General features: G+C 57.2%; 18 protein-coding genes. 17 read left to right on the plus strand and 1 reads right to left on the minus strand.

The window, feature by feature from the left end:
* The first annotated feature begins 347 nt into the window (after positions 1-347).
* The 17 genes from LJA86_RS16090 (at position 348) to LJA86_RS16170 (ending at position 15,165) form a co-directional block, all read left to right on the plus strand.
* On the plus strand, positions 348-1,124 hold the full coding sequence (locus tag LJA86_RS16090; protein ID WP_048028601.1) for a threonine/serine ThrE exporter family protein: 777 nt from the start codon (positions 348-350) through the stop codon (positions 1,122-1,124).
* Positions 1,115-1,588 carry a threonine/serine exporter gene (locus LJA86_RS16095; protein ID WP_045907727.1) on the plus strand — a complete coding sequence of 158 codons (474 nt, stop codon included), beginning with the start codon at positions 1,115-1,117 and terminating at the stop codon, positions 1,586-1,588. Before LJA86_RS16090 ends, LJA86_RS16095 begins: the two co-directional genes overlap by 10 nt.
* 67 nt (positions 1,589-1,655) lie before the next feature.
* Complete coding sequence (locus tag LJA86_RS16100; protein ID WP_008502090.1) at positions 1,656-2,297, plus strand: TetR family transcriptional regulator; 642 nt, start codon at positions 1,656-1,658, stop codon at positions 2,295-2,297.
* A 41-nt stretch (positions 2,298-2,338) separates the two neighbouring features.
* Complete coding sequence (locus tag LJA86_RS16105; protein ID WP_023293337.1) at positions 2,339-2,791, plus strand: MarR family winged helix-turn-helix transcriptional regulator; 453 nt, start codon at positions 2,339-2,341, stop codon at positions 2,789-2,791.
* A gap of 84 nt (positions 2,792-2,875) precedes the next feature.
* Complete coding sequence (locus LJA86_RS16110) at positions 2,876-3,304, plus strand: organic hydroperoxide resistance protein (protein WP_196365468.1); 429 nt, start codon at positions 2,876-2,878, stop codon at positions 3,302-3,304.
* A gap of 148 nt (positions 3,305-3,452) precedes the next feature.
* Entirely contained in the window at positions 3,453-3,998 is a 546-nt protein-coding gene (gene dnaT / locus LJA86_RS16115) for a primosomal protein DnaT (RefSeq protein ID WP_229226408.1), read from the plus strand.
* Positions 3,995-4,732, plus strand: coding sequence for a DNA replication protein DnaC (dnaC, locus tag LJA86_RS16120; RefSeq protein WP_008502094.1), 738 nt, complete (start codon positions 3,995-3,997; stop codon positions 4,730-4,732). The genes dnaT and dnaC overlap by 4 nt, the downstream gene beginning before the upstream one ends.
* Positions 4,733-4,815: 83 nt before the next feature.
* Positions 4,816-5,298 carry a DUF2501 domain-containing protein gene (locus LJA86_RS16125; protein WP_024908282.1) on the plus strand — a complete coding sequence of 161 codons (483 nt, stop codon included), beginning with the start codon at positions 4,816-4,818 and terminating at the stop codon, positions 5,296-5,298.
* Between the two features lie 270 nt (positions 5,299-5,568).
* Positions 5,569-7,860, plus strand: coding sequence for a phosphatidylglycerol--membrane-oligosaccharide glycerophosphotransferase (gene opgB / locus LJA86_RS16130; RefSeq protein ID WP_229226409.1), 2,292 nt, complete (start codon positions 5,569-5,571; stop codon positions 7,858-7,860).
* Positions 7,861-8,040: 180 nt separating this feature from the next.
* Complete coding sequence (locus tag LJA86_RS16135) at positions 8,041-8,679, plus strand: EAL domain-containing protein (RefSeq protein WP_229226410.1); 639 nt, start codon at positions 8,041-8,043, stop codon at positions 8,677-8,679.
* Between the two features lie 178 nt (positions 8,680-8,857).
* Positions 8,858-9,352, plus strand: a complete 495-nt coding sequence (locus LJA86_RS16140) for a spore coat U domain-containing protein (protein WP_045907722.1) — start codon at positions 8,858-8,860, stop codon at positions 9,350-9,352.
* 2 nt (positions 9,353-9,354) lie between these two features.
* Entirely contained in the window at positions 9,355-10,131 is a 777-nt protein-coding gene (locus LJA86_RS16145; protein WP_229226411.1) for a molecular chaperone, read from the plus strand.
* Complete coding sequence (locus LJA86_RS16150; protein WP_229226412.1) at positions 10,052-12,340, plus strand: fimbria/pilus outer membrane usher protein; 2,289 nt, start codon at positions 10,052-10,054, stop codon at positions 12,338-12,340. The genes LJA86_RS16145 and LJA86_RS16150 overlap by 80 nt, the downstream gene beginning before the upstream one ends.
* Positions 12,331-13,287 carry a spore coat U domain-containing protein gene (locus tag LJA86_RS16155; protein ID WP_111967191.1) on the plus strand — a complete coding sequence of 319 codons (957 nt, stop codon included), beginning with the start codon at positions 12,331-12,333 and terminating at the stop codon, positions 13,285-13,287. The genes LJA86_RS16150 and LJA86_RS16155 overlap by 10 nt, the downstream gene beginning before the upstream one ends.
* A 126-nt stretch (positions 13,288-13,413) precedes the next feature.
* A complete protein-coding gene (locus tag LJA86_RS16160) occupies positions 13,414-14,154 on the plus strand; it encodes a winged helix-turn-helix domain-containing protein (RefSeq protein WP_111967190.1) in 741 nt (246 codons plus the stop codon).
* A gap of 1 nt (position 14,155) precedes the next feature.
* Positions 14,156-14,629: a hypothetical protein gene (locus LJA86_RS16165; RefSeq protein WP_048028616.1), complete on the plus strand. Its 474-nt coding sequence runs from the start codon at positions 14,156-14,158 to the stop codon at positions 14,627-14,629.
* Between the two features lie 29 nt (positions 14,630-14,658).
* Positions 14,659-15,165 carry a GNAT family N-acetyltransferase gene (locus LJA86_RS16170; protein ID WP_045907850.1) on the plus strand — a complete coding sequence of 169 codons (507 nt, stop codon included), beginning with the start codon at positions 14,659-14,661 and terminating at the stop codon, positions 15,163-15,165.
* A 228-nt stretch (positions 15,166-15,393) separates the two neighbouring features.
* On the opposite strand, the gene tsr is transcribed toward LJA86_RS16170, so the two are convergent.
* Complete coding sequence (gene tsr / locus LJA86_RS16175) at positions 15,394-17,058, minus strand: methyl-accepting chemotaxis protein (protein WP_045335615.1); 1,665 nt, start codon at positions 17,056-17,058, stop codon at positions 15,394-15,396.
* Positions 17,059-17,097 lie beyond the last annotated feature (39 nt).

A 17,097-nucleotide genomic window follows, 5' to 3' on the forward strand; every position in this document is an offset into this window, starting at 1 on the left:
TTTCGTCCCTGAGTGTAAGACTGGTTAATACAAGCAGAAGATGAGATGTATGCTTAGTTTAAGAAATGCCTAAACAGCAGTAATATCTCACAAAGCGAAATAAAATTTAATTGTGGAGTCATTAAAATAACGACAATTTAAAATTAGAATAACTAAATACAAATATTTTATATTTTGATATTAATAATTCACGGCATTAATAAATTAATCCCGCCCCCTTTCACGACACCGCCTGCCACTGTTTGCACAAACCTTGATCTGGCCCACAGCAAGAGGGACTGCACTTTGTGCTAAAAGTACTCATTATGGGCTAACCGGCAACCTCTCCATTTTTTTCAGGACACGACATGCAGGCAGAGCGGTCAACGCAGCGTGCTATCACGCGGCTATGTATTCAGTGCGGTCTTTTTCTGCTCCAGCACGGCGCGGAAAGCGCGCTGGTTGAGGAGCTTTCCACCCGGCTGGGGCTGGCGCTAGGGATGGACAGCGTCGAAAGTGCCATCTCATCCAATGCCATTGTGCTGACCACGATTAAAGACGGTCAGTGCCTGACCTCCACGCGCAAAAACCATGACCGCGGCATAAACATGCACGTCGTGACCGAAGTGCAGCACATTGTCATCCTCGCTGAACATAAGCTTCTCGATCTCAGGGAGATTGAAAAACGGTTCAACCAGATCAAGCCATTACGTTATCCGCGCTGGCTCGTCGTGTTGATGGTAGGGCTCTCGTGCGCCTGCTTTTGTAAGCTCAACAAAGGCGGATGGGACGGAGCGATCATCACCTTTTTCGCCAGCAGTATCGCCATGTATGTTCGCCAGCTGCTGACGCATCGGCAGCTGCACCCGCAAATTAACTTCTGCATTACCGCATTTGTCGCCACCACGGTTTCTGGCCTGCTGCTGCGTCTGCCGCAGTTTGCCAACACCCCGACCGTTGCCATGGCCGCCAGCGTGCTTCTGCTGGTTCCGGGCTTTCCGTTGATCAACGCCGTCGCCGACATGTTTAAAGGGCACATCAATACCGGTCTGGCACGCTGGGCGATCGCCAGCCTGCTGACGCTGGCGACCTGCATCGGTGTGGTCATGGCCATGACACTCTGGGGGCTACGCGGATGGGCGTGATCGATTTTCTGCTGGCGCTGGCGCAGGACATGCTTCTGGCCGCGATTCCGGCCATCGGCTTCGCGATGGTATTTAACGTCCCGCAACGCGCTCTGCCTTGGTGTGCCCTGCTGGGCGCGATTGGCCATGGCTCACGCATGGTCATGATGACGGCGGGTTTTAACATCGAATGGTCGACATTTATGGCCTCCATGCTGGTCGGCAGTATCGGCATTCAGTGGTCGCGCTGGTACCTGGCACATCCCAAAGTGTTCACTGTTGCCGCAGTGATCCCGATGTTCCCGGGCATATCGGCCTATACCGCAATGATTTCCGCGGTGAAAATCAGCCATTTCGGCTATACCGAACCTCAGATGATCCTCCTCCTGAGCAACTTTCTTAAGGCGTCCTCCATCGTCGGCGCGCTCTCCATCGGGCTGTCGATCCCCGGCCTGTGGCTGTACCGCAAACGCCCACGCGTTTGATATTTGTGTTATTTCGCTGCCGTGGAGATAATCCGTCTGGTCCGTTTGGTGAAAATAAGGAAAGGATGTGGCTAACCCTGGCAGCGAACACCCCGAGCACAGTGAAGAATCCAGCCTGAAAGAGAAAATCTTTCAGAGCGCCATCGCGCTTTTTGCCGAGTATGGATTGAACGGTGCACGGATGGAGCAGATCGCAGAGAAAGCGGGCACCACCAAACGCATGGTGGTTTACCATTTCAAGAATAAAGAGAACCTCTATCTCCTGGTACTGGAACATGTTTACACCCAGATTCGCGCCAGTGAAAAAGCGCTAAGCCTGACGGGAATGCCCCCGGTCGAAGCGCTGGTCAATCTGGTTGAAGCCACTTTTGACTATCATGCCGACCACCCTGACTACATCCGGATTATCTGCATGGAAAACATGCAGCGCGGCCGCTTTATGCAGCAGTCGAGCTATCTCCGCCAGGTCAACCGCAGCGCGCTCGACCTGCTGGAGGAGATCCTGCGCCGGGGGAAAGAAAAACAGCTCTTCAGTGAGACGGTTGACGCCCGCGATCTTCATCGTCTGATAAGCAGCTTCAGCTTTCACTACGTTGCCAACAGCTACACCTTTACGCTGCTGTTTGAAGAAGGCGCAGACGAGCAGGCGCAGCGCCAGCACTACCGCAAAATGGCCGTTCAGGTGGCGCTCCGTTACACCTGCCCATAAAATTGCTTGCAATTAAATTGTACGCTATCTATATTCATCTCATGAACGCGAAAACAAACGATGCAACCGCTGCGCTCAAGCTGGATAACCAGCTCTGCTTTGCCCTCTATTCGGCAAATCTGGCGCTTAACAAGCTGTACCGGCAGCTGCTGGCACCGCTGAACCTGACCTATCCACAATATCTGGTGATGCTGGTGTTGTGGGAGCAGGATGATATGACGGTGTCGGACATCGGTGAACGGCTGTTTCTTGACTCTGCGACCCTGACGCCGCTGTTGAAGCGTCTGGAAAGCGCCGGGCTCATCAACCGCCACCGTTCACGCAAAGACGAACGTCAGGTCGCCGTCACCCTGAGTGAAGCGGGACGTGAGCTCCAGCAGCAGGCTTTGGGTATCCCCCATGCGGTAGGGTGCGCAGCGCAGTGTGATACTGACACCCTGCTGGCGCTCAAACAGCAGCTCGAACTTTTGCGACAACAGCTACACCGCGCGTAACGCTATACTTTACACGTTATTATTTACCCATATATATCGCACGCTATTTAATAGCACACGTTAAAACAAGATGAGGAACCTGCCATGTCTTTAGAAAAAGTTGTTTATACCGCCAAAGCAAAAGCCACCGGTGGCCGTGACGGTCGTGCCACCTCCTCCGATGGCGTACTGGACGTCAAACTGGGTGTGCCAAAAGAGATGGGCGGCCTGGGGGGAGACGTGACCAACCCTGAGCAGCTGTTTGCCGCGGGCTACTCTGCCTGCTTCCTGGGCGCGATGAAGTTCGTGGCCGCACGCGACAAATTTACCCTGCCTAAAGATGCTTTTATTGAAGGCGAAGTGGGTATTGGCCCGCTGCCTACCGGTTTTGGTATTGAAGCAAAACTGAACATCCATGTTGAAGGTATGGATCCTGCGGAAGCTAAAAAGCTGGTCGATGCGGCGCACATTGTTTGCCCGTACTCTAATGCAACCCGCGGCAACATCGACGTCACGCTGAACATCATCGCGTGATAACTGCCTGACGGCGCTGCGCTTATCAGGCCTACAACTGTAGCCCCGGGAAGCGCAGCGCCGCCGGGGAAATCCCCTCCTTCCCTTTCCCCTCTCTGTGCTACCATAAGCCCATATCACGCCCGTAGTCATCAGTAGAGTAAGCGTTATGTCCTCCAGAATTCTGACCACCAGCATTGCTGGTATTGATGCCTTTATGCGCGACCCTCGCGGTGTGTTGACCCACGCCGAAGGGGGCACGGTTGCGGTTTTTGCCGACAACGCGCCGGCGTTTTACGCAATCACACCGGAACGTCTGGCACAGCTTCTGGAGATCGAAGCGCAATTGTCACGCCCGGCAAGCGATGTCACGCTGGATAACCAGTTCTTTGATGAACCGGTTAACGTTCCCGTGACCGTTCCGATGGGTAAATTTGCCCTCTATGCAGGCTGGCAGCCGGATGCAGATTTTCAGCGGCAGGCCGCGCTGTGGGGCATTGCGTTAACCCAACCCGCCACCGCGGAAGAGCTTGCCGCGTTTACCGCCTGGTGGCAGGCGGAAGGGAAAGTGTTCACCCATATTCAGTGGCAGCAAAAGCTCGCGCGTCATCTCCAGATTACCCGCGCCAGCAACAACGGCCAGCCAAAACGTGATATCAATGCGTTTTCAGAACCGGATAAACAGATCCCCAGCGGATTCCGAGGTGCGAAATGAAGAACGTCGGCGACCTGATGAAACGTCTGCAAAAAATGATGCCTGCCAACGTGAAGCCTGCTTTCACCACCGGTGAAGAGCTGCTGGCGTGGCAAAAAGAGCAAGGTAAGATCCGCGCCGCCGCGCTTGCCCGCGAAAATCGGGCGATGAAAATGCAGCGCACCTTTAACCGTTCCGGAATTCGTCCCCTGCACCAGAACTGCTCGTTCGATAACTATAAAATTGAGACCACCGGGCAGATGAACGCGCTGGCCGCCGCGCGGCAGTACGTGGATGAATTCGACGGCAATATCGCCAGCTTCATCTTTAGCGGCAAGCCGGGCACCGGCAAAAACCACCTGGCTGCCGCCATCTGCAACGAGCTGCTTCTGCGCGGTAAATCGGTCCTGATCATCACCGTGGCCGATATCATGTCCGCGATGAAAGACACCTTCAGCAACCGCGAAACCAGCGAAGAACAGCTGCTTAACGATCTGAGTAATGTCGACCTGCTGGTCATCGACGAGATTGGCGTTCAGACGGAATCCCGCTATGAAAAGGTGATCATTAACCAGATTGTCGATCGCCGCTCCTCATCCAAACGCCCCACCGGCATGCTGACAAACCACAACATCGACGAGATGACCCGCTTGCTGGGGGAACGCGTCATGGACCGCATGAAGCTGGGTAACAGCCTGTATGTCATCTTCGACTGGGACAGTTACCGCAGCCGCGTCACCGGGAAAGAGTATTAAGACAGTTCCAGGAATCGCCGACAGGTCGCAGGTATATACTGGAACCCCTTCGGCCCAAAACGGACCTTTTTGAGAGAGCCATGATGAAAAAACAGATTCTAATCAGCACCTTTTTAGGCGCGCTGCTGGTAACCGGCGCAGCGCAGGCGGCGTCCTGGCAGGAGTCCCTGTCAAGCGCAGCAAACGAGCTGACCAAAGAGAGCAGCAGCACGCAGGGCGGACTCTCCGCCTCTTCCCTCACCAGCCTGCTGGGCAACAGCGGTCAGAGCCTGAGCGCGGGTACGATGAACAACGCGGCGGGGATTCTGGAATATTGCGCGAAGCAAAAGCTGGCCTCCGTGACCGACGCGCAAAACGTGAAAAACCAGGTGCTGGGTAAACTGGGTCTGGATACCCAGGAGCAAAAAGCGGACACCAACTATATGGACGGCATTCAGGGCCTGCTTAACGCGCAGAACGGTCAGCAGCTTAACCTGAGCACCCTCGGCAACTCTTCTCTGGCCAAACAGGTGAAAACCAAAGCCTGCGATCTGGTGCTGAAACAAGGCGTTAATTTCATCTCCTGATCTACCCCATCTTCTGCCACAACACGCCGCGTTTAATGCGATAGTCTTGCAACGCGGCGCTAAATGAGCGTTTTTCCTGCCTGCCACCGTCTCAGCGTCCGTTTGTCAGGATGTGCACGTCTTCATAAAAACGATTTTCTAAACCAAATCCTAACAACAGCACACTTTCGTGACACTAAAATTGCAGCTTAACGACATCGCAATTACATTGTATGACCCAAAAAATAAACAGTTAGCCAGCGAAGCATCTGGCGTCACGAGGATATGCTGTTGTCTGAATTCCTGTCTCTTATCCTTTTTCTGGCTTCTGTCGGCGTTTACGCCTGGAAAGCCGGCCGTCACACCTGGTGGTTTATCGCCACGCTGGTGGTGCTCGGCATTTTTATTATTTTAAACATTACATTATACGCCAGCGATTACTTTACCGGTGACGGCATTAACGATGCGGTGCTCTACACGCTGACAAACAGCCTGACGGGCGCGGGTGTAAGCAAGTACATTCTGCCGGGGCTCGGCCTTGTCGTTGCGCTGGTCACCATTTTTGGCGCGCTGGCCTGGGTGCTGCGTAGACGTCGCCATCATCCGCACCATCATGGCTACAGCCTGCTGGCGTTATTCCTGGCGCTGGCCTCCGTCGACGCCAGCCCGGCGTTCCATCAGATCACCGAACTGGTGAAATCCCAGTCGCGCGACGGCGATCCGGATTTCGCGGCTTACTATAAAGAGCCGTCGAAAACGATCGCCAACCCGACGCTCAATCTGGTCTATATCTACGGTGAAAGCCTGGAGCGTACGTACTTTGATAACGATGCCTTCCCGGACCTGACGCCAGATCTGGGTGCGCTGAAAAATGAAGGTCTCGATTTCAGCCACACTATGCAGCTGCCCGGTACGGATTACACGATTGCCGGGATGGTTGCCTCCCAGTGTGGTATCCCGCTGTTCGCGCCTTTTGAAGGTAACGCCTCAGCCTCCATGTCGACCTTCTTCCCGCAGAATATTTGCCTCGGCGATATCCTGAAAAACTCCGGCTACGAAAACTATTTTGTGCAGGGAGCAAACCTGCGCTTCGCCGGAAAAGATGTGTTCCTGAAATCCCACGGTTTTGACCACCTGTACGGCTCAGAAGAGTTAAAAACGACAGTTGCCGATCCGAGCTACCGCAACGACTGGGGCTTCTATGACGATACGGTACTCGACGAAACCTGGAAGAAATTCGAGGAGCTCTCCCGCGCGGGCAAGCGTTTCTCTCTCTTTGCGCTGACGGTGGACACCCACCATCCGGACGGGTTTGTCTCGCGCACCTGCAAGCGCAAAAGCTATGACATTGATGGTAAAAACAATAAATCATTTAGCGCCGTCACCTGCAGTCAGGAGCACATTGCCGCGCTGGTCGAGAAAATCAAAGCCTCGCCCTGGTTTAAAAACACCGTCATCGTCGTCTCGTCCGATCACCTGGCGATGAAAAACAGCGCGTGGGACCAGCTCAACAAGCAGGATCGCAGCAATCTGTTCTTCGTCCTGCGCGGCGACCAGCCGCAGCAGGAGGAGATCGCCACCAAACGCAACTCCATGGATAACGGCGCCACCGTGCTGGACATCCTGGGCGGCGACAACTTTATTGGCCTGGGCCGCAGCACGCTGTCGGGGCAATCCCTGTCGGAAGTGTTCCTCAACATGAAGGAAAAAATCCTCGCCTGGAAGCCCGACATCATCCGCCTGTGGAACTTCCCGAAAGAGATGAAGGACTTCACCGTCGATCGGGATAAAAACACCATTGCCTTCTCGGGCAGCAACTTCCGCCTGCCGCTGCTGATACGCGTGTCGGAGGGTCGCGTTGAGCCGCTGCCAGAAAGCGAGTATTCCGCGCCGCTGCGCTATCAGCTGGCCGATTTTGCGCCACGCGATAACTTCGTCTGGGTCGACCGGTGCTACAAAATGGGCCAGCTCTGGTCGCAGCCGCTGGCGCTCTCTACCGACTGGTGTGTTTCTCAGGGCCAGCTCGGCGGCGAGCAAACCGTGCAGCACGTGGATAAAGCCCAGTGGAAAGGCAAAACCGCGTTTAAAGATACGGTAATTGATACGACGCGCTATCAGCACAACATCGACATGCTGAAAATCAGCGACAACGATATTCGCTACAAAGCGGACAGCTTTATCTTTAACGTGGCCGGCGCGCCGGAAGAAGTGAAGCAGTTTAGCGGCATCTCGCGGCCGGAGTCCTGGGGACGCTGGTCCAACGCGCAGCTGGGCAATGAGGTGAAAATTGAGTACACCCATCCCCTGCCGGAACAGTTCGACCTGGTGATCACCGCCAGGGCCTACGGGCCGAATGCTAACAAGCCCGTCCCCGTGCGCGTGGGCGATCGGGAGCAGACGTTAACGCTTGGAAACGACGTGAGCACGCACACGCTGCATTTTGAGAATCCTTCACGCAGCAATACCCTGGTCATCGTGCCGCCGGACCCGCAGTCCACGAACGAGGGGAATATCCTTGGTCACTCACCGCGTGAGCTGGGGATCGGCATGGTCGAAATCAAAATCATCAGCAAAGCGGGTTAATGCGCGTCGCGCCCGGCGTTCTGCCGGGCGCTTATGAAAATAAATAATCCTATATAATTTTTATAAATTAGATAAAAACACTTTATATAAGCCATTTTTATCTATAAATATCCTGCTAAAAACCAAATCCATAAAATGTGCAGCTCCTGAAATCACCACGGAGCGTTACGCACGTTTATCATGCTAACCGGCTATAAGTTCGAATCCATCCGGGCACTGCGCAGTGCAAATGTGATTGCCTGGGAGGTATTGTCCACGGCAAAGCCCAACGTCAATCTTGAAGATTACTTTGGCTCGATGTCGGCGACGCAGCGTAAAGCGCACTTCTTTGCGCAGCTTCGTCACGCCATGTTTTGCAAGGATGGCGACAAGTATTATCTCAATGCGACATCGGATTTACTGCTGGAAACGGACTTCCTCGACAGGCTAAAAGAAGAAACCCCGTGCCCGGAGAGACTTGCTATCGAGATCACCGATCTCCATACGATGGTCCAACTCGACGATACGCAAAGCCGGGTGCTGCAAAAATGCATCGCGACGCTCCATCAGTGGGGGATAGAAGTGTGGGCAGACGATGTCTGCGAAGACCTTCTTCCCGACCTGCTGACCAGCCAGATCCGCTTCTGCGGCATCAAAATTGACAAACATACCTTCTGGAACGGACGGACCGAGCAGGCGAAGTTTCTGCATCTCACCCGCGAGTGCAAGCGCGTCGCCAGCAAGGTGCTGATCGAAGGCATCGAAACCGCGGGTGATTTCGCGCTGGCCCGCGCCAGCGAGGCCGATTACGGCCAGGGCTATCTGTGGGGGAGAAAATGACCCCTTTCATTCCGAATGCTGGCGATCGGGTCATCGTTCTGCGCGGCAACGCCTGTTTATGGCCCTGCCCCACTTTTTGCTGCCACAACCTGGCGAAATGCCATCAAAAACGCTGCCTGCTGGACGCTCAGTCATTCGCTTTGTAATTGCACTGTTACTCACGTCAGGAAATAAGATCATGAAAATTATTCCCACCGTTGTATGTTGTTCCGCTCTCCTGCTTCCTGCTGCTGCGATCGCCGCAGACAGTACCGCAAGCGCGACGATGCACGTCTCACTTGAGGTCGTGAAGTCGTGCACCCTCAAAGCGAACGATCTTAACTTCTCGCGTCACGGCTCCGATGAGTCGAGTGAAATCCAGGCCAAAACGCAGGTCGATATCGTTTGTACCAACGGCACGCCGTTCACCCTCACCGCCACCAGCAACGACGGCGAAAACGGTACCTTCTGGCTGAAGCCGGAAAATGGCGAAACGGGCGCGCAGAAGATTGCGTGGAAGCTCTTTGCTGACGAAGGCAAACAGACGCAAATCACCGGTACGAATGGCCTGGACGATACCGGCAACGGAGCGGAACAGGAGGAAACGCTGTATGGCGTCATTGACGCCGGGGCGCTGACAACCGCCCAGGCAGGGAACTACAGCGACGATATCACGTTAAAACTGGAGTATTGATCGTGCGTCGTTACCTTCCCTGCTTCATTTTGTGGCTCATGATGCTGGCGCTGCTGTCGCGCTACGCGCTGGCCGCCACGCTTCAGGTGGCCCCGGTAACGCTCGATCTGCAGAGCGACCAGCGGGCAGCGGCGGTCTATCTCACTAACAGTGGGAAAGCGGCTATCCATGCGCAGATTCGAGTATACGAATGGACGCAAAAAAACGGTAAAGATGTGCTGGTGGCCACCGGGGAGGTGGTCACCAGCCCGGCGATGACATCACTGGCGCCGGGCCAGCAGCAGCTGGTGCGCATTATCGTCATGCAGCCCGGCAACCGTGCGCAGGAACAAAGTTACCGGCTGGTCATCGACGAACTGCCGGACGCCGCGTCCCGTGCCTCCAACCCCTCCGCGGTACACTTCCTGCTGCGCTACTCGATTCCGGTGTTTATTGCCGGGAACCAGAGCGCGCCCGTCAGCCACGATGCCCTGAGCTGTGAGCAGGCAGACATACCGGCCACTCTCCGCTGCTTTAACGCCGGAAACCGCCACATCCGCCTGAGCCACCTTGAGGCCCTGACGGCCGATGGGAAAGTTGTAGGGTCGATTAAAGGCCTGGCGGGCTATGCGCTCCCGGGACAAACCGCCCTTTTATCGCTCAAGCAGCCCACACGTCACGCGCTCAGCACGCTGCGCGTCTATCTCAATGATGACCATCATGCCAGCCAGATACCTCTGCGCCCGCTCGCTTCTCGCGCTCCTGTTTTGGCTACCGCTCATGCTGTCAGCCGGGACTGATCCCGCCGACACCGTGCAATGGCTGGCCATTACCGTGAACCACGCCCCGCGAGGCGAACTTTGGGCCTGCCGGGTGGTGGATAATGCGCTATGGATAAGCCGCAGCGACATGAAAAAGCTGGGGCTTCACGCCCCGGAGGATCGCGCCGGGTGGGTTGAGCTGACCTCCCTGCCAGGCCTGAAGGTCAATCTCGACGTGCTGTCCCAGCAGGTTTCAATTACCGCAGAGGCCGACGCGCTCGAAGGCCAGCAGCATCTGACCGTCTCAAAGCCCGCGCCGATGTACCGCTATCCCGATGCGCAGCCCGTCAGCGCCTATACGCTCGGATACGCGCTCTACGCCAGCGACGTACAGGGGAAGCGCCAGCTTAACGCCCAGACCATGCTGACCGCGTCCGGCGGGCTGCCCGGAACGTTCAGCAGCAGTTTTTCAAGCCATGCCGGGGAGGAAAACAGCGCCGGTCGACCGACCCACACGCGTCTCGAAACCCGCTGGCAGTGGGATAACACCGACTCGCTGACCACGCTGGCGCTGGGCGACAGCGTCACCACCGGTACCCGCTGGAGCCGACAGGTGCGCTTTGGCGGGCTGCACTGGGCACGTAACTTTGAGCTCAATCCCCAGCTCAATACCGAACCGCGCAGCCGCTACAGCGATACCGCCGTACTGCCTTCCACGGTCGATTTGTATATCGACGGCCTTAAGCAGAGCAGCCAGCGCGTCACGCCGGGAGACTTTCTGCTGGATACCCTGCCCTCCTTCACCGGAAGCGGGCAGGCGGAGGTGGTCATTACCGATATCAACGGCCAGCGTCGCGCCGTACAGCTCGATCTCTACGGCGCGCCGGGCATGCTGGCGGAAGGGCTCAGCAGCGGTTCGCTGGACATCGGCTGGATGCGCGAAAACTACGCCCTGCACTCCGACGACTATGCCGCCTCGCCGCTGCTGGACGCAGGCTGGCGCTATGGGGTGAATAATCACCTGACGCTGGCGCTGCATACGGAGCAGCAGCGCAGGCTGCGCAACGTGGGCGCGGGCGCTGACTGGCTGGTCTCCCCCGCCGTAGGGGTGCTCAGCCAGCACGTTGCCGTGAGCGACAGCCCTTACGGTCAGGGCGTTCAATGGGGCCTCGGCTGGCAGTGGAACGGCAGAGGAACGGGCATTTCTGCCAGCACCGTCCGTACCGAAGCGGATTTCGCCGACAACGCCCGCATGAGCGGTGCCGCGCCCGTCAGGCGCAGCGACAGCGTGTGGGTAAGCCAGTCCATCCCCCATTTCGGTACCGTGGGCGCGGGCTGGGTACAGCAGAACATTCAGGGCAGCACAGAGCGCTACCTCAGCGCCTCCTGGTCGGTGTCGCTGCCGGCACACATCTCCACCACGCTGAGCTATACCCGCTCGTTTACGGATGCGTCGAGTCACGTTCAGCTGCTGTTTTCCGTCCCATTGGGTCGCGAGGACACGCTCTCCGCTCAGGCCACCCGGGATACGCCGCGCATGGATTATCGCCACCAGCCGGACGATGAGGCCGGCGGCTGGTCATGGGAGCTGGGCCAGGGCTTTGGCGAACGACGTGAAAGATATGCGGACGTAGGCTATCTGGGCCGCGCGGGCGAATGGCACGTTGGGCTGCAGCAAGGTGCCAGCCAGGGCAACCAGTACGCCTCCGCCGAAGGTAGCCTGACGCTGCTGGACGGCAGCCTGCACGCGCTGCGCTACATCCAGCAGGGCATGGCGTTGGTCTCCACGCACGGTATTGGGCACGTACCGGTGATGCTGGAAAACCGCCCGGCCGGTGAAACGGATGAGGACGGTTATCTCCTGCTGACCGATCTGCCGCGCTACCACAACAGCAAAGTCAGCATTAACCCGCTCGATCTGCCCGCCGATGTGATCGCCCCCGTCACCGACATGCATGCCAGGCCGGGCAACAGCAGCGCGGTCAAAGTCGAGTTTAACGTCCATCACGCCGTCACGGTTCAGGCCCGGCTGGTCGACGGCCGCCGCAGGCCGCTCCCGCTGGGCAGCGTCGTGTCAACGCCGCAGGGTGCCACCATCGTGGGACGCGACGGCTTTATCTGGCTTGAAGATCCGCCCCTGCCGGGTGAACTGGTGGTGAAGACCGGTGAGGGGGAGTGCCGGGTCACGCTTCCGGCGCCGCGCACCGGGTCATCTATACAGAATATCGGAGAACAACTGTGTCATTAAGAGCACCGTTATTATTGCTGCTTGTCCTGTCCGTGAAGGCGATGGCGGCAGCCTGCTGGATTACGTCCATGCCCGCCATTAACTTTGGCAACGTCGTGGCGGGCAATACCACTTCCGTCAACACCGAGGTCAAGTTTAGCTGCCAGGCCGACAACGAGGGCAGGACGGAATATCTCAACGTCTGCCTGAGCAGCGTAGACACCCCGCCCTTTGAGATGATCTCTCCGGGGGATCAGGAGGGGAAACAGTACACCCTCCTCTTCCGCCTGCTGAACGGTGCAGCGCGCTCTCAGGAGCTGGGGCCTGCCAGCAGCGGAAACCTGATTCAGCAAACCCTGGCCGCGGAAAGCAATGCCAACGTCAGCGGTACCTTTCCGCTTATCGCTACCATTCCGGCAGGGCAAAGCCAGCTTCCGGCCTACCACTATTACAACTACAACATGAATCTGCGTATCGCCTGGCACAGCGCCCTGCGTCAGGATGCCCTGCAAAACTGCTCGGACGGTTCCGCAGAGGGGGAGCAGGTGCAGGGCGGCACCAGCGCGCAGGCCGAAATCAGCCAGGGGTGCTACATCGAGCGCGTGACGCCCCTTAACTTCGGCACCCTGACCAGCACCGCGACCCTACATCCGACGCGTTCCACCGCCACCCTCACCACGCGCTGTCCGGCCGGAACCGCGTTCACCCTTGCCATGGGCAAAGGCAACCATGCCAGCGGTAACCAGCGGCAGCTCTGCAACAGCGAGGGCCAGTGCCTGCGCTACGGGCTCTGGCAGGATGAGGCGGCCACGCAACGCTGGGGAGATCAAAGCAGCGGCGATGCGCTGCAGGTCACCAATCCCGCAGGCGGCACCCAGAACTACACCGTTTACGGCGAGGTCCCGGCGCAGCCGCTAACCGGTACCGGGGAATTTATTGATGACGTGATTATCACGCTGACTTATTAAACCACCCAAAATCCTGCCTGGATCAATGTTATCGGTAACAGTGGCGTTAAAATAGCCAGCAATGCAGCCCGGAAGGCGTAGGCCTTCTCTTTTTATTTTTTATCTCTGTTTTTATTACAAGAACTTATGAAATACCTGCTTGCTGACGCCATCGTCTACAACGACGAGGACGGTTCTGTTTCTCTTATCAATGCGCCGGACGAGGATGCGCAGCTCCTCACCTGTACGGCCAATACCATCATGAAGCTGCTGGTTCAGCATCATGGGAACGTGGTTGAACGGGAAACCTTTCTCCAGGAAGTCTGGGATCGTCGAGGGCTCCAGGGGTCTAACAACTCCTTAAACCAGTACATCAGCATTCTTCGCAAGATGCTGGCGACCCTGCTTCCCGACACGCTGTTTATCGTTACCGTACCGAAAACGGGCTTTATGCTCAGCGCCGATGTCACGGTCACTCCGCTGGAGGAGGCTCCGCCGACCGCCGAAACGGCGAAACCTGCATGGCGCGTTCGCCCGGAAGGGCTGTTCTGCGGCGCGCTCACGCTGGTCGTCGTTGCGCTATGCCTCTGGATCGCGCTCATCAAGCCGGAAAATTCACAGCGGGAGATCCATCTGCTGACGCACATTGGCACCTGTCCGGTCTACACCTTTACGCCGCTGGCGGACGTGTTTCACGGGAAGGCGATTACGCTGGCGCAAACGCTTCAGAAGGACGGCCATCTTCCGTGCCTGAAAAATTCAATTTTCTACATGCACATTCAGAGAACGCTTTTCTACGGCCACGAAGGGCGGCTGGTGCTCTCCCAATGTTCCCTCACGCAGGGTAAAGCCAGCGCCTGTCGTACGCTTTACTATTACGAGTGGTGATATGAGACACAAAAAAGTTTGGCTAATCCTGATCCTCAATCTGCTGCTGCTGGGCACCGTGCTGGCGTGGTACTTTCACACGCCCCCGCTGTCGGTGGCCTGTGACGGAAACCTGACCTTCTCCGACCGGCGCGACAGTCACGATTTCACCTTTGACGGTGAGATCATTATGCGTTTTCATCCCGACAAAACGGGGTACATCACGGTTAACGGCAGTGTGGTGAATGCCCCGCGCAGCTGGGAGGTTTCCCGCCAGGAGATGTTTAAATGGCGTCACGTGGAAGGCGAACTGTATGAGATCGTTATTCAAAAAGTGGAGCGTTTTAGCCATGACGCCATGCCGCCCGGGGTCTTTGAAAAATACGTTGCCGGCCTGACGCTGGGCAATAAAAGGCTTCTGACGATCGAGCGCACGCCGGAAGACGCGCTGGTGATCAGCAATTTCTATTCGCCGGTGCTGATCTGCTCGGAATAATGTCGACGGGTCAGGTTATACTTGCCGCCATGACTATTCGCATTCGCCCCACCACCCGCAACGACGTTGCTGCCCTGTCCGCCATTGAACGCGCGGCGGCCGGGCGCTTCCGTGATTTCCCGGCACTCGCCTGGCTTGCCGACGGCGAGGTCATTTCCGCTGAACAACACCTCGGCTATGTCGAACGCGGGCTAAGCTGGCTGGCGCTGGCAAACGACCACCCCGTCGGGTTTATCCTTGCCGAAGCCCATCCGTCATCACTGTTTATTGTCGAACTCTCGGTTGATCTGGACTGGCAGGGAAAAGGGATCGGCAGGCAGCTCATCGCCTGCGTGGCAGACCATGCCCGTAACAGGGGGCTGACAGCGCTGACGCTGACGACGTTCAGGGACGTCCCGTGGAATGCGCCGTTCTATGCACGGCTGGGGTTTGAAAAAATGACGACGCTGACGCCTGAACTGCGTCAGAAAAGGGAAGAAGAGACAGCGCACGGTTTCGTGTATGAAACGCGCTGCGCCATGCGCCTGCCTCTGTAATATCGCCCGGTGGCGCTGCGCTTACCGGGCCTACAAAACCCTGAACCGTAGGCCGGGTAAGGCATAGCCGCCACCCGGCAAAACCACGAACCGTAGGCCGGGTAAGGCGCAGCCGCCACCCGGCAAAACCACGAACCGTAGGCCGGGTAAGGCGCAGCCGCCACCCGGCAAAAGCCACGAACCGTAGGCCGGGTAAGGCGCAGCCGCCACCCGGCACAACTTACGGCGTTAGAACGTTTCCCAGTTATCACCTGCATCAGCGGTAACCGTTTTACGCGCCATCGCCGGTGCTGCAACGGTTTTCGCAGAAGCGAACTCGCGCGCTTTCATCTGCTCCTGCTGAATGCGGAACACCGCCACGGCCTGCGTCAGACGGCTTGCCTGCTCTTCCAGTGCGGCTGCCGCTGCGGCAGACTCTTCCACCAGCGAGGCGTTCTGCTGGGTCACGCGATCCATCTCTGCCACCGCCAGACCGACCTGGTCGATACCGCGGCTCTGCTCGTCAGATGCAGAGGCGATTTCGCCCATGATGTCCGTGACGCGGGTGACCGCATTCACGATCTCACCCATGGTTTCACCAGCACTTTCGACCAGCGTTGACCCCACTTCCACGCGACCCACGGAGTCTTCGATCAGGCTCTTGATCTCGCGTGCCGCCTGGGCGCTGCGCTGGGCCAGGTTACGCACTTCACCTGCTACCACCGCAAAACCGCGGCCCTGCTCGCCCGCACGCGCCGCTTCTACCGCCGCGTTCAGTGCCAGGATGTTGGTCTGAAAAGCAATGCCGTCGATCACGCTGATAATGTCGGCAATTTTCTGCGAACTGCCCGCGATATCGCGCATGGTCTGCACCACGTTATCCACCACTTTGCCGCCTTTCTGCGCGGTTTCGGAGGCGCTCAGGGCAAGATGGCTCGCCTGACGGGCGTTCTCGGCGTTCTGCTTAACGGTCGCCGTCAGCTGCTCCATGCTGGCAGCGGTCTCTTCCAGGGAAGCGGCCTGCTGTTCAGTACGGGAGGAAAGGTCATTGTTGCCCATCGCGATTTCACTCGCGCCGCTGTAGATCGCATTCGCGCCGTTACGCACGTCGCCAACGGTACGCACCAGCTCGCCCTGCATATGGCGCAGTGAGTCGGCCAGTTCACCCATCTCGTTGGTGCCCTGAACTTCAATACGCTTCACCAGGTCGCCGCTGGCGATATGGCGAATGTTATCGATCAGACGATTCAGCGGGGAGATCAGCGTCTGCTTGATGTTCAGCCAGACGGCCACGATCACCACCAGCACGGCAATCAGGACGCTGATCAGCACCCAGATAGCCTGGCTGTAGGAGCTGTTGCTGTCTTCGACCGCCATCTGGTACAGCTTGTCGTTCTGCTGCAAGTAGCTCACGTACTGCTTCTCAAAACCGTCCTGGTAACTCTGGGTCGGCTGGTCGAAGAAGGCGTTGATTTTGCCCGCGCCCAGCAGCTGGATCAGCTCCGCCAGCGCGCCGTGGTAAATATCATAGTTACGCTTGATCTCCATGGCATCCGCATCGCTTTGACGCGGATCGCGCGGCAGGGCTTCGTAGGCAGCCCAGTTTTTTTCCGCCTGTTTCAGAGACGCAGAGGCGATTTGCATCAAATCGTTCACGGTCGCGCCGCTGCCGATATTGCTCTGATCCATCATGTAACGGATACCCGCGCGGTTCAGGGTATTACGGGTTTGCAGCAACGCTACCCAGCTGGCGTTCAGCGTGGACTGTTGCTGGCGAATGGTTTGCAGGACGGTGAAATTCTCTTTGTCATTCTTCAGAGCATTAAAGAAAAGACCACCGGATGTGAGTTGTAAAAGGCCAAATATCGCTAAAACCAGCATTAAGCTGGTGACAATCTTGATACGGTTTAACATGTTTTCTCTTTCCTCAGACAGATACAGAATTTTCGGCCT

The sequence above is a fragment of the Enterobacter sp. TCD1-1 genome, from assembly GCF_020567405.1.
In the GTDB taxonomy this organism is placed as follows: Bacteria; Pseudomonadota; Gammaproteobacteria; order Enterobacterales; family Enterobacteriaceae; genus Enterobacter; species Enterobacter quasiroggenkampii.

Bases quoted from the DNA above. Each gene is read 5' to 3' on its own strand.
- LJA86_RS16090 (WP_048028601.1), top strand. From the start codon at position 348: ATGCAGGCAGAGCGGTCAACGCAGCGTGCTATCACGCGGCTATGTATT.
- LJA86_RS16095 (WP_045907727.1), top strand. From the start codon at position 1,115: ATGGGCGTGATCGATTTTCTGCTGGCGCTGGCGCAGGACATGCTTCTG.
- LJA86_RS16105 (WP_023293337.1), top strand. From the start codon at position 2,339: ATGAACGCGAAAACAAACGATGCAACCGCTGCGCTCAAGCTGGATAAC.
- LJA86_RS16110 (WP_196365468.1), top strand. From the start codon at position 2,876: ATGTCTTTAGAAAAAGTTGTTTATACCGCCAAAGCAAAAGCCACCGGT.
- dnaT (WP_229226408.1), top strand. From the start codon at position 3,453: ATGTCCTCCAGAATTCTGACCACCAGCATTGCTGGTATTGATGCCTTT.
- dnaC (WP_008502094.1), top strand. From the start codon at position 3,995: ATGAAGAACGTCGGCGACCTGATGAAACGTCTGCAAAAAATGATGCCT.
- LJA86_RS16125 (WP_024908282.1), top strand. From the start codon at position 4,816: ATGAAAAAACAGATTCTAATCAGCACCTTTTTAGGCGCGCTGCTGGTA.
- LJA86_RS16135 (WP_229226410.1), top strand. From the start codon at position 8,041: ATGCTAACCGGCTATAAGTTCGAATCCATCCGGGCACTGCGCAGTGCA.
- LJA86_RS16140 (WP_045907722.1), top strand. From the start codon at position 8,858: ATGAAAATTATTCCCACCGTTGTATGTTGTTCCGCTCTCCTGCTTCCT.
- LJA86_RS16150 (WP_229226412.1), top strand. From the start codon at position 10,052: ATGCCAGCCAGATACCTCTGCGCCCGCTCGCTTCTCGCGCTCCTGTTT.
- LJA86_RS16160 (WP_111967190.1), top strand. From the start codon at position 13,414: ATGAAATACCTGCTTGCTGACGCCATCGTCTACAACGACGAGGACGGT.
- LJA86_RS16165 (WP_048028616.1), top strand. From the start codon at position 14,156: ATGAGACACAAAAAAGTTTGGCTAATCCTGATCCTCAATCTGCTGCTG.
- LJA86_RS16170 (WP_045907850.1), top strand. From the start codon at position 14,659: ATGACTATTCGCATTCGCCCCACCACCCGCAACGACGTTGCTGCCCTG.
- tsr (WP_045335615.1), bottom strand. From the start codon at position 17,058: ATGTTAAACCGTATCAAGATTGTCACCAGCTTAATGCTGGTTTTAGCG.